The organism is Mycobacterium sp. TH-M15, assembly GCF_057473705.1.
The window spans coordinates 1-10,974 of sequence record NZ_JBYCLB010000376.1 but is presented as its reverse complement, the minus strand read 5'-3'; the positions used below and the strand labels follow the sequence as shown (position 1 = coordinate 10,974).

Here is a 10,974-nt window from a genome sequence, read left to right as displayed (position 1 = left end):
CTGCTCGTGATGACCAGATGGCACCCGAAAGACATTGCGGGAGAGCTACTTTCGAGCGAACCGGAAGTCTGGACGGCCACGAACATCCCGGCGGTCTCGGAGGCAGGCGTGCCGGACGCGCTGGGCCGTGCTCCGGGGCAGGCGATGACCTCCGCGCTGGGCTTCACCGCAGAGCACTACGCGGCGGCGCGGCGTACCTCGGGTGAGCGGGCCTGGTGGGCGCTCTACATGGGGCAGCCTGCCAGCCCGGAGGGTGGTCTGGTCAAGCGGGAGTGGCTGGACGTGTGGCGGCTTCCCTGTGCCCCGTCCAGCCCCGTTTACACCGTAGTGGGGGTAGACCCATCCGACTCGGGTTCCGGTGATTCCTGCGGCCTGGTGGCGGCGTCTCGGTACGCGGACGGCACCACGGTGCTGATCGCTGACCAGTCCCGCCCCATGACCTCCGACGAGTGGGCGCGGGAAGCCGTGCGGCTCGCGCTCGATGTCGGGGCATCGGAGATCGCGGTGGAGTCGTTCGCGGCCAGGGAGAACCTACTCGCGGGTGCTCAGGGAAGCTCTGAGCCGCGCTCGCCCGGATCGGCACATCAGGGTTACGCAAAGGCGTGGTGAGACCACCGAACCGCGACTGTAACGGCACGCGGTGCGCCGCCGACTACGATGGCAGAGGCGAACGGAGGACAACGTGCATGGTATTTGCAGCAGGGTTGCAACGCTGACCGTGATGGCGGCGCTGATCGCCGCACCGGCAACGGTTATGACTGTGGCACCACCGGCGTACGCGGACTGTGGAGATCCCGGCGAAGCCCCCTGTACCGGACCCGTCCCCACGGTCGATCAGGTGGTCGATGTGATGAATGCGTTGTTCAATCCGAACATCCCCGCCGCCGACAAGGGCAACATCGTCACGCCCCCGTTCACCCCGGACGAAGCCGGGACTATTGACGACCACCTGAACCGCATGGGCGCGCGCGGGTTGCTGCCCACCAACTGGGTTGTCACCAACATTCAGTCGGCCCCCAACAACTTCGCTGGGACGACGATAGAGTGCAACCACAGCTCACCCGGACCCGTCGTGTTCGTTGACCAGGGTGGGCACTGGTTGATCACTCACGACAGTGCTTGGACAGCACTGGACAACATCTGGTGGAATGTCGCCCACTACAGGGGCGGTGGTTTCTTTGTGAAGTAGCAGTTGCCGCGCGCGACGGGGCAGGGGCGTGGCATCACCCACACCGTTCGAGCAGAGCGCAGACGCCCCTGCGGTGGCGGGAGATCGCCCCGGCGCTTTCGCGGGGGCCTGCCGGTGAAGACGACTGGCGACGGCGTTTGGGAAGGTCGCCCGCGGCGGTTCTACAGTTCCAGCCCGCAACCTTCGTCGCGGCTGTTGCCGAGCCGCCAGAGGTATGCGATCCGCACAGCCCGGCCTCCTTGAATAGACCGGAATCCACGCCGTATAACGGCGGCCACGGAGGACGGCCTCGATTGGTCTCCGGCGGCACAGGGTCGGTACCGCCAGCGGCAGCCTCGCCCGCACGTAGACCCACGACGCGGCGTATTCATTCGGTCCGAAATCGGTCTAACGACTCGAAAACATCATCTGACCTGGTGCCCCCGGCAGGATTCGAACCTGCGACACCGGCTTTAGGAGAGCCGTGCTCTATCCCCTGAGCTACGGGGGCCGCGGGGACCGCGGGGGCCGAGGGCCGAGGGCGCGAGGGCCTGGGGGCCGGGCGGGGCCGGGCGGGGCCTCGCCACCGTAGCACTTGCCGGCCGGTACGGCCTCGGACTGTGCGGGAGCTGGGAAGGCGGGATCGCCGCGCACCCGCACGTTCGTTGGACCGGGCGTCGGTTGTGCTGCTCACCGGACCTCGGCAAGCCGGCAAGACTACTCTCAGCCGGCTGGTGGGCCAGTCACCGCCGGAATGCACGTTCGACGCCGAGAACCCGGTCGATACCGCGCGGCTTGCCGACCCGATGTTGGCCCTGTCCGGTCTTAGTGGGCTGATCACGATCGACGAGGCGCAACGGATACCGGATCTGTTTCCGGTCGTACGGGTACTCGTTGACAGGCCAGGCACGTCCGCCCGGTTTCTGATTTTGGGCAGTGCCGCGCCCGATCTCGTCGGACTCGCGTCTGAAAGCCTCGCCGGACGGGTGGAGTTGGTGGAGTTGGCCGGCCTGTCCGTGCGTGACGTCGGATCTTCGGCGGCCGATCGCCTCTGGTTGCGTGGGGGTCTTCCACCGTCGTTCACGGCGCGCTCGGAGGAGGACTCCGCGGCGTGGCGCGACGGCTACATCACGACTTTTCTGGAGCGCGACCTCGCCCAGCTCGGCGTGCGGATTCCTGCCGCAACGATGCGGCGCGCGTGGACGATGCTCGCCCACTACCACGCCCAACTTTGGAACGGCGCCGAGCTTGCCCGATCGCTCGATGTCGCTCAGACGACGGCGCGACGCTACCTTGACGCACTCACTGATGCATTCGTCATCCGCCAGCTGACACCCTGGTTCGCCAATATCGAGAAGCGACAACGCCGATCACCGAAAATCTACATCCGGGATCCCGGCCTGTTACACCGGCTGCTCGGTATAGACAATCGGCTCTCTCTCGAACGCAATCCGAAACTCGGCGCCAGCTGGGAGGGCTTCGTGATCGAACAACTTGCGGCCCTGCTCGCCCCGAACCCGCTGTACTTCTGGTGCACCCAACAAGACGCCGAACTTGACGTCTACGTTGAACTATCAGGCCGCCCCTATGGATTCGAGATTAAGAGAACATCGACACCATCGCTCACCCGGTCGATGCGCTCGGCACTGGCCGACCTCCAACTGGCGAGGCTGGCGATCGTCTACCCTGGACAACACCGGTTCCCCTTGAACGACAAAGTCATTGCCGGTCCCGCGGACTAGATCTTGACCACCGCCAGCGTCGATGAACTGCTCGCGCTCCTGCAATAGCCGTTCCCCATCTTGTCTCGTGTTGGGCGCGGACATCGCGGGCTGCCGGGTTAGCGTGACGCGCCGCGGCTATACCTTGGGATCAGCCAGCAGGCCAAGGCTGCCCGGCGCCGCCTGTTGCGGATCATCACCGTCGACGGTGAGCACCTCCCCGGCGCCTGGGCGCAGCGTACGTCGGGCGGGATCATCGCCGGTGGACGAAGGGGAAGCCGCCCAGGTCGCTAGTCTTCGCACAGTCGCTATCACGGGACGCAACGTGATAGCATCGCGGTGTGAAGCAGATGCTGCTCCGAGTGCCCGAGGACATCCACCGCCGGCTGACCGCTCGTGCCGCGCGTGAGGGTCGCAGCCTCAACGCGGTCGCTACCGAGATCCTGGACGCGGCGGTCGACGCCGATAGCGGTGACCGGCGCGCGCAGTTACGTGCCGCGGCGGCGGTCGCAGGCACACTGCGCACCATGAACGTACGCCCGGTAAGTCCCGCGCGGCGGCGGCGGATCACCGAGTCGACACGCGGCCTGGGGCCACAACTGGATCGTCTGCTGGCGCAAGAGCGCGAGCGGACGTGATCGCGTACCTGGACTCCTCTGTTCTCGCCCGGGCTTACCTTGTCGACGAGGGCGGGCATCAGCAGGCCACTGCGCTGTTGGCTGACCCCGACATTGCGACCGTCACCGGAACGTGGACACGAATCGAGGTCTCGGGGGCGCTTGTCCGAGCCGCACGCGCCGGCCGCGGTGATGAGAAGGGGTTGCTCGCGCTGCTGGATGCGGACCTTGCGGGTCCGGTGATCGTGCTTGGCGCGCCGCAAGATGCGGTCGAGCAGCATGCCCTGGAACTTGTTCGCCGACATGCCCTGCGCGCGATGGACGCCTGGCATCTGGCGGTTGCGGCACTTGTTGTTCCGCCGCTGCTCGAACCGGGCGAGCCGCAGGCCTTCGCGTCGCGAGACGAAGCGCAACGGACGGTCGCCGAAGGGCTGGGGTTCATCGCTATCTGATTGGCAACGCACCTTGGGGTGATTCGATTTGGTGACATCAACTGGCCTGCGTGGACGCTCGGCGCGTGCCCAAATCGGCCACACTGTAGGGGGGTGGTCTTGTCAACCAAGATCAGGGCAGTCCGTAACGACCAGATACGCACTCAACGTGCGATCAGGCACGCACATAACGTGCTGGCCAAACACGCACACATATCTCCGAGCGCTCCCGATCAGCGCCCTAGCGTGCGGCGGCGTCGCTTGTGCCCGGCGCAACCGCGCCGCTACCAAGGGAACGCGGCGTGCCAGCCGCCGCGGCGGATCAGCACCAGCAGCGCGGCGATGGTGGACGCCGCCAGCGACGCGCCGACCCCCCAGCCGGCGACGGTGGCCCATTCGGCCAAGCCGGCCTTCACCGCGAGTTGGGAGAAGACCACGCCGCTCATAGTCCAGAAGAACGCGAACATCACCAGGGCGGCGATGTAGGGGGCGATCGCGCGTTCGTCGAACATGTCCTTTTCGATCCCCGTCCGGCGGATCGCCTCCCCAGTCACCAGCAGCATCAGCAGGTAGACCACCGCCACGCCCACCGCCCCGACCGCGATACCCACTCCCCAGACGATGTTCCGTGCGGACAGATACCCCTGCACGCCGTCGCCGATGGTCACCATCGTTAAGACACAACCGAACCAGGCCACCGAGAGGCGCTCGAACGTCAGACCGTCGACCAGTTTTGGGGACATGCACCGGAGCGTACTAGAGCACCGTGCATGCCCTCAGGTCAGAACGTGTTGGTGAACAACAGCTCCATCGAGTCGATGACGCTGGTCAACAGCCCGCTGTTGGCGGCCCCGTGCAGGAAGACCGCGCTTAGCCACGCGTCGAGGTTGCTGACGTCGCTGTCGGAGATGTCGACCTCGGTCAGATTGCCGACGTCGGTCGTGGTGGCGTTCGCGATCTCGTCCGGCGTCAGCCCCAGGTACTCCACGTGCGGGCCGAGGATGTTCAGCAGCGCGCCCCACAGGCCCTTCTGCTCGAAGATCTCCTCAAAGTTGGGGACCGGGTCGGTGTCCAGGCTGTAGACGGTGGTCGGGTAGAGGTCGGTCGGCGTGTCGAAGTCGAGGACGCCGTTGACGTGGAACAGGTTGAGCATGAAGTCGGTGAGCTTCGTGCCCAGCGTCTGGTCCATGGCTTCTTCGAGGTAGTTATACACGCCACCCGGCAGCGACGGGTCGCCGATGAAGACGAAGTGCACATCCTGCAGGGGGATGCCGTCCGCGTGCAGCTGCTCCATCGCGATCGACTCGGCGCCGGCACTCTGCGAGTAGCCGAAGACGGTCAGCGGGTGCTCGGCACTGAACTCACCGGGGTGCACGGCGAATTCCTTCTGAACGGCGAGCACGACGTCCGACGCGGCCGTCAGGCCGCTCGGCCCCTGCTGGATCAGCTCCGGTGTGGTGAGCACCTGCAGCGCGGCGCTGCACGGGTCGGTGCCGGTCATGTCGCAGACCAGCGTGGGGTCGGTGCCGCCGTCGAAACCCAGCGGGTGCAGATACAGGCTCTCGGCGGCCCGGGCGAACTCGGGCGACGGCGTCGGCTCGGTGGTGCCACCGAGGATGATCGCGTAGTCGCTGCCGGACAGCGGGCCCTCCGCCGACAGCAGTGTCAGGTCTACGTGGCCGGCTCGGGGGATCGGCGCGCTGACCGTGGCGGCGATGATGCCGGCAGCGGTGACATACCCGAACGACCGATATCCCCTCACGACTGCCCCCTTGTGTTCTCACCGAAGTGCGTTTTCGCCTTCTCGAAGGATTGCCTTATCGTATGCGCAGCTGCGTTTCAACGGGATGGATTGCGTCCTCCCTTGCCTGGGCGGGCCAAACCGCCGAAGGTGATGACATGGAATTCGACTACGACGTGGTGGTGATCGGGTCCGGCTTCGGCGGCAGTGTCTCGGCGCTGCGCCTCACCGAGAAGGGCTACCGGGTCGCGGTGCTGGACATGGGCCGCCGCTGGTGGCCGTCCGACTTCCCGGCCAACAACTGGGACGTCCGCAAGGCCATGTGGGCGCCGAAGCTGGGCTGCTTCGGGCCGCAACGATTGACGGTGCTGGGCAAGACGTTCATCGCCAGCGCGGTCGGCGTCGGCGGCGGGTCGCTGATCTACGGCAACACCCTCTATCAACCGTTGGAGCGGTTCTACACCGACCCGCAGTGGGCGCACATCACCGACTGGAAGGCCGAACTGGCCGCGTATTACGACCAGGCGAGCCGGATGCTGGGGGTGACGCCGAACCCGCAGTCCACCCCCGCCGACGAGGTGCTGCGCGCGGTCGCCCGCGACCTGGTGGTCGACGACACCTACCACCCGACCAACGTCGGGGTGTTCTTCGGCGACGAACCCGGCAAGACCGTCGACGACCCGTTCTTCGGCGGCGCCGGGCCGGCCCGAGCCGGCTGCATCGGCTGCGCGCAGTGCTTCACCGGCTGCCCGCACAACGCCAAGAACACCACCGAGACCAACTACCTGCATCTCGCCGAACACGCCGGCGCGCAGATTCTCGCGTTGACCATGGTGACCGACGTACGGCCGGTGGACGGCGGCTACCGGGTCAGCACCGTCCGCACCGGCCGGTGGTTCCGCAAGCAGAAACGCGACATCACCGCCCGGCAGGTGGTCTTTGCCGCGGCGTCGCTGGGCACCCAGCGGTTGCTGCACAAGCTGCGCGACACCGGGTCGCTACCGGAGCTGTCTCCGCGGCTGGGCGAGCTGACCCGCACCAACTCCGAAGAGGTGCCGGTGGTGTTCGCCCCGGGCCGCGACGACTTCGCCCAGGGTGTCGCGATCACCTCGTCGATCCACCCCGAACCCAATACCCACGTCGAGGTCTGTCGCTACGGCAAAGGCTCAAACCTGTTGTCGATGATGGGGACCCACCTGGTCGACGGCGGGCCGTGGCGGTTCGCCCGGTTGCTGCTGACCATTGTGCGGCACCCGGTGATGCTGCTGCGCAGCATGTTCCCGCGGCACGCGTCGGAGCACTCGATCATCGTGCTGGTCATGCAATCCCTCGACAACTCGCTGACCACCTACCGCAGACGCGGCCTGTTCGGCGTCCGGATGACCACCAGGCAAGGGCGGGGCGAGCCGAACCCGGACTGGATCCCGACCGCCCACGACGTCGCGCGGCGGATGGCCGAGAAAGTCGACGGCTACGCCGGCGGCACCTACCTGGACGCGCTGAACATCCCGCTGACCGCGCACTTCATCGGCGGCTGCCCGATCGGCGACTCCCCGGAGACCGGTGTCATCGACCCCTACCAGCGGGTCTACGGGTATCCGGGGCTGCACGTGATGGACGGCTCGGCGATCACCGCCAATCTGGGCGTCAACCCGTCGCTGACCATCGCCGCCCAGGCCGAGCGCGCGATGGCGTTCTGGCCCAACAACGGTGACCCGGACCCGCGCCCGCAGCTCGGCGCGCCCTATCGGCGGATCACACCGGTGCAACCCGGCCACCCGACGGTGCCGGCCGGTGCGCCGGGTGCGCTGCGACTGCCGCTGTCATCGGGTTAGCCTTCTCGATAGCTCCAGTGGCCCAGCCGCTCGGCCGGAAGTTGTCGTCAGGGCGCCAAAGTCGGCCTGCGGCGCACCATCGTCGGCGGCGGCGCGGTGGTCGTCTCGGCGTGCCGCCCGGCGGGGCGCTGAGCCTGCGGGTTACGGGGTACAGCTGACGATCAATCGGCCGTGCGCGCTTCCGGTTTCGATGCGCCGGTGCGCGTCGGCGGTCCGGGCGATCGGGAACCGCTCGGCGATCCGGGTGGTCAACCGGCCGGTGCCGAGCAGCCGGTTGATCAACCCGGCGGCGGCGGCCAGGTCGTCGACGCCGGCGCGGCTGATCACGAACCCCAGCAGCGCGACGTCGTTGGTGTAGAACCGGGAAAGTGGGATCGCCGGCGCGCCGGCGGCCGCGGTGATCAGCACCCGGCAGCCGGTCCCGGCGACCCGGGCCACCAGATCGAAGTCGTGGCGCCCGGAGGTCTCCCACAGCACGTCGACGCCGTCCGGGGCGCACTCGGCGATACGGTCGGCAAGCCCGGGATCGCGGTAGTCGAAAACCGCTGTGGCCCCGGCGGATCGGCACCGATCGTGGTCATCGGGTCGGGCGCTGGCGATCACCCGGGCTCCGGAGAGTGCCGCCAGCCGGATGGCCGCGTCGCCGACGTTGCCGGCGCCGCCGCCGACGAACACCGTCTCCCCGGGGCGCAGCCGGGCGTGGACGAACCAACCCAGGTAGGCGGTCCCGGCCGGCTGCGCCAGCGCAACCGCCACCTCCGGGTCCACCCCGTCGGGCAGCGGATAGAGACGCCCGGCCGGCACCGCCGCGTACTCGGCGGTCGCCCCCTGCCGGCCGTCCCGGCCCATGCTGTTGCACCAGACCCGCTGGCCGGGCCGGAACCTGATCGAACCCGTTGTCGCCGAACCGACGTCGACCACCGTGCCCACCAGATCGGAGCCGACGACGTAGGGCAGCGGCACCGGGGTGGGGAATCGTCCGGCGCGCACGTAGGCGTCGGCCGGGTTCACCGCCGCCACCTGGACCCGGACCAGCACGTCGGCCGGTCCGCACTCCGGCACCGGCAGCGGCCCGACGACGATGCCGTCGGCGCTGCCCAGCGTGGTGACGTAGGCGGCGGTCATCGTCGCGGATGCGGTCACGGCGACGGTGCCGATCAGTCGGGCAACGGCTGGCGGGTCGCCAGCTCCCAGGGCCGGTGATCCAGGCCACTACCGCGAACGTAGCCCTGCAACACCAGCACCGCCTGGGTCGACGTCGGGTCGACGCTGTACACGTTGAGCCGCATCTGCTTCCTTCCGTGGTCACTGATCGTTTCGGAGCCGGCTTCCCAGCAGCGCGACCGACGCCTGCACCGCGGGCCCCACGATGCCGCGGATGTCGCCGCCGTCCTCGACGGCCAGCGCGGTCAGCTCCCGCAGACCGCCCAGCAGGATCACCGCCAGTTCTGGGGTCAGCCGCGGCAGCCCGGCCCGGCGAAATCCCGGGCTTGTGCTGAGGTCGGTCAGCAGCGCGGTCATCAGCTCCATCCCCTGGCGCTGTACCGGCCGGGCCAGGGCACCCAGCGACGGCAACTCGCGGATCCAGCTCAACGTGATCGCCGGCCGGGCCTCGATCTTGACCACATAGGCGTCGACCGCCTGGCGGATCTGGTGTTGCCAGTCGGCCTGCGGGTCGACCGCGGCCCGGATGTCCTCGGCCAGCTGCGCGTTGTCGGCGCGCAGCAGCTCCAGGAAGCACTCCTCTTTGCTGGCGAACTGGTCGTAGAAGGTGCGTTTCGAGGTGCGCGCTCCGCGGACGATGTCAGCCACCGTGCTGGCCCGGTAGCCCCGTTCGGCGATCGAGTCGGCGAGACCGTCGAGCAGCCGGCGCCGGAATCCCTCGACGACGGGGACCGCTGTTATCGCGGTCATGGCTGCACCTCCCGCCGAACCCTTGCCAGACGTTGGTACGCCAGAGTACCGTATCGGGCATGGCTGCTGGTACCGATCAGTACCACTGTTGCGTGGAGGGGGCAACCCGATGACCACGTGGTCGGTGGTTGACGCCCACCGGGAATCGCCGTCGGCCGTCCGGCTGCCGCCAGGACCGTCGATCCCCAGATCGCTGCTGGTCCTGCCGTACCTGCTGTCCCGGCGCCGGGTGACGCAGTGGCTGACCGGCCGCTACGGCCCCGCCTACACCGTCGCCGTGCCGATCTTCGGGCCCTCGGTGGTGGTCACCCATCCCGACCTGGCCAAGCAGGTCTTCCTGGCCAGCCCGGATGATCTGGGCAACATCCAGCCCAACCTGAGTCGGCTGCTCGGATCGGGCTCGGTGTTCGCGCTGGAGGGGGCCGAGCACCGGCGGCGCCGCAACCTGCTGAGCCCGCCGTTCCACGGCAAGAGCGTGCGCGCCTACGAAGAGATCGTCGAAGAGGAGACCCGCCGGGAGATCGCCGCCTGGCCGGTGGGCGAAGCGTTCGAGACGCTGCGGCCGATGATGCGGATCACGCTCAACGTCATCCTGCGCGCGGTCTTCGGGGCGCGCGGCACCGACCTCGACCAGCTGCGGCGGAGCATCCCGCCGTGGGTGACGCTGGGCTCGAAGCTGGTGACGCTGCCGCTGCCGGCCCGGTCCCGGACCTACGGCCGGTTCACGCCGTGGGGGCGGCTGGCCGAGTATCGCCGCCAGTACGAGGTCGTACTGGACAAACTGATCGCCGAGGCGGTCGCCGACCCGAACCTCGACCAGCGGACCGACATCCTGAGCATTCTGCTGCGCACTAGCTACGAGGACGGCACCGTGATGTCCCGCAAGGAGATCGGCGACGAGCTGGTCACCCTGCTGGCCGCCGGCCACGAGACCACCGCGTCCACGCTGGCCTGGGTCTTCGAACGGATCAGCCGGTGCCCGGACCTGCTCACCGAGCTGAGCGCCGAGGCCGACACCGACCAGAACACGTTGCGCCGGTCCACTATTCGGGAGATCCAGCGCATCCGGACGGTCATCGACTTCGCCGGCCGCCGGGTCTGCGCGCCGACGTTCGAACTCGGCGAATGGGTGATTCCCCGCGGCCACTCGATCATGGTGTCGATCGCCCAGATCCACGCCAACCCGGATGCCTTCGACGACCCGGATCGCTTCGACCCACGGCGGTTCATCGACGGCAATCCGCCGACCTTCGCCTGGATTCCGTTCGGCGGCGGAACCCGGCGCTGCCCCGGATCGGCGTTCGCAAACCTGGAGCTGGATGTGGTTCTGCGGACGGTGTTGCGGCACTTCACCATCGAGCCCACCAGCGCGCCGGACGAAAAGTGGCACGCCCGCGGGGTCGCGTTCACCCCCAAGGACGGCGGCCGGATCGTGGTCCGCCCACGCGGCTAGTGTGCTTAAGCGGCGCCGTCGTGAATGTTGAGTCAAGTACGTGGTTCGAGTCGCGAACGGTCAGGCAGCCAGTCGAGCCTCCCGGGTGAGTTCA

Annotated in this window: 11 protein-coding genes, 1 tRNA gene and 1 pseudogene; 7 read left to right on the top strand and 6 right to left on the bottom strand. The window is 68.1% G+C overall.

Annotated elements, in window-relative coordinates; all coding sequences use genetic code 11:
- Positions 1-568: pseudogene (locus AC2VNT_RS09315) on the top strand (terminase large subunit domain-containing protein); the annotation flags it as partial.
- 153 nt (positions 569-721) lie between these two features.
- A complete protein-coding gene (locus AC2VNT_RS09310) occupies positions 722-1,189 on the top strand; it encodes an MTB12 C-terminal domain-containing protein (RefSeq protein ID WP_486946583.1) in 468 nt (155 codons plus the stop codon).
- Positions 1,190-1,603: 414 nt separating this feature from the next.
- On the opposite strand, the gene AC2VNT_RS09305 is transcribed toward AC2VNT_RS09310, so the two are convergent.
- Positions 1,604-1,679, bottom strand: a tRNA-Arg gene (locus tag AC2VNT_RS09305).
- A gap of 172 nt (positions 1,680-1,851) precedes the next feature.
- Here AC2VNT_RS09305 and AC2VNT_RS09300 point away from each other — a divergent pair.
- The 3 genes from AC2VNT_RS09300 (at position 1,852) to AC2VNT_RS09290 (ending at position 3,958) form a co-directional block, all read left to right on the top strand.
- Positions 1,852-2,910: an ATP-binding protein gene (locus AC2VNT_RS09300; protein WP_486946582.1), complete on the top strand. Its 1,059-nt coding sequence runs from the start codon at positions 1,852-1,854 to the stop codon at positions 2,908-2,910.
- 329 nt (positions 2,911-3,239) lie between these two features.
- Positions 3,240-3,527, top strand: a complete 288-nt coding sequence (locus AC2VNT_RS09295; protein ID WP_486946584.1) for a FitA-like ribbon-helix-helix domain-containing protein — start codon at positions 3,240-3,242, stop codon at positions 3,525-3,527.
- Positions 3,524-3,958, top strand: a complete 435-nt coding sequence (locus AC2VNT_RS09290; RefSeq protein WP_486946581.1) for a type II toxin-antitoxin system VapC family toxin — start codon at positions 3,524-3,526, stop codon at positions 3,956-3,958. The genes AC2VNT_RS09295 and AC2VNT_RS09290 overlap by 4 nt, the downstream gene beginning before the upstream one ends.
- Positions 3,959-4,221: 263 nt before the next feature.
- Here the strand turns inward: AC2VNT_RS09290 and AC2VNT_RS09285 are convergent, their stop codons facing one another.
- Entirely contained in the window at positions 4,222-4,680 is a 459-nt protein-coding gene (locus AC2VNT_RS09285) for a hypothetical protein (RefSeq protein WP_486946580.1), read from the bottom strand.
- A gap of 38 nt (positions 4,681-4,718) precedes the next feature.
- A complete protein-coding gene (locus AC2VNT_RS09280; RefSeq protein WP_486946579.1) occupies positions 4,719-5,699 on the bottom strand; it encodes a PE-PPE domain-containing protein in 981 nt (326 codons plus the stop codon).
- A gap of 137 nt (positions 5,700-5,836) precedes the next feature.
- Between AC2VNT_RS09280 and AC2VNT_RS09275 the strand changes: the two genes are divergently transcribed.
- A complete protein-coding gene (locus tag AC2VNT_RS09275) occupies positions 5,837-7,513 on the top strand; it encodes a GMC oxidoreductase (protein ID WP_486946578.1) in 1,677 nt (558 codons plus the stop codon).
- A 141-nt stretch (positions 7,514-7,654) separates the two neighbouring features.
- Here the strand turns inward: AC2VNT_RS09275 and AC2VNT_RS09270 are convergent, their stop codons facing one another.
- Genes AC2VNT_RS09270 through AC2VNT_RS09260 form a run of 3 tightly spaced genes read right to left on the bottom strand, consistent with a single transcriptional unit; the run spans position 7,655 to position 9,427 of the window.
- Positions 7,655-8,656: an NADPH:quinone reductase gene (locus tag AC2VNT_RS09270; RefSeq protein ID WP_486946577.1), complete on the bottom strand. Its 1,002-nt coding sequence runs from the start codon at positions 8,654-8,656 to the stop codon at positions 7,655-7,657.
- Positions 8,657-8,670: 14 nt separating this feature from the next.
- Complete coding sequence (locus tag AC2VNT_RS09265) at positions 8,671-8,802, bottom strand: hypothetical protein (protein WP_486946576.1); 132 nt, start codon at positions 8,800-8,802, stop codon at positions 8,671-8,673.
- A gap of 16 nt (positions 8,803-8,818) precedes the next feature.
- A complete protein-coding gene (locus AC2VNT_RS09260) occupies positions 8,819-9,427 on the bottom strand; it encodes a TetR/AcrR family transcriptional regulator (RefSeq protein ID WP_486946575.1) in 609 nt (202 codons plus the stop codon).
- A gap of 109 nt (positions 9,428-9,536) precedes the next feature.
- Here AC2VNT_RS09260 and AC2VNT_RS09255 point away from each other — a divergent pair, with 109 nt between their 5' ends.
- Positions 9,537-10,880 carry a cytochrome P450 gene (locus tag AC2VNT_RS09255; protein ID WP_486946574.1) on the top strand — a complete coding sequence of 448 codons (1,344 nt, stop codon included), beginning with the start codon at positions 9,537-9,539 and terminating at the stop codon, positions 10,878-10,880.
- Positions 10,881-10,974: the final 94 nt, after the last annotated feature.

Bases quoted from the DNA above. Each gene is read 5' to 3' on its own strand.
- AC2VNT_RS09255 (WP_486946574.1), top strand. From the start codon at position 9,537: ATGACCACGTGGTCGGTGGTTGACGCCCACCGGGAATCGCCGTCGGCC.
- AC2VNT_RS09265 (WP_486946576.1), bottom strand. From the start codon at position 8,802: ATGCGGCTCAACGTGTACAGCGTCGACCCGACGTCGACCCAGGCGGTG.
- AC2VNT_RS09295 (WP_486946584.1), top strand. From the start codon at position 3,240: ATGCTGCTCCGAGTGCCCGAGGACATCCACCGCCGGCTGACCGCTCGT.
- AC2VNT_RS09310 (WP_486946583.1), top strand. From the start codon at position 722: ATGGCGGCGCTGATCGCCGCACCGGCAACGGTTATGACTGTGGCACCA.
- AC2VNT_RS09285 (WP_486946580.1), bottom strand. From the start codon at position 4,680: ATGTCCCCAAAACTGGTCGACGGTCTGACGTTCGAGCGCCTCTCGGTG.
- AC2VNT_RS09260 (WP_486946575.1), bottom strand. From the start codon at position 9,427: ATGACCGCGATAACAGCGGTCCCCGTCGTCGAGGGATTCCGGCGCCGG.
- AC2VNT_RS09275 (WP_486946578.1), top strand. From the start codon at position 5,837: ATGGAATTCGACTACGACGTGGTGGTGATCGGGTCCGGCTTCGGCGGC.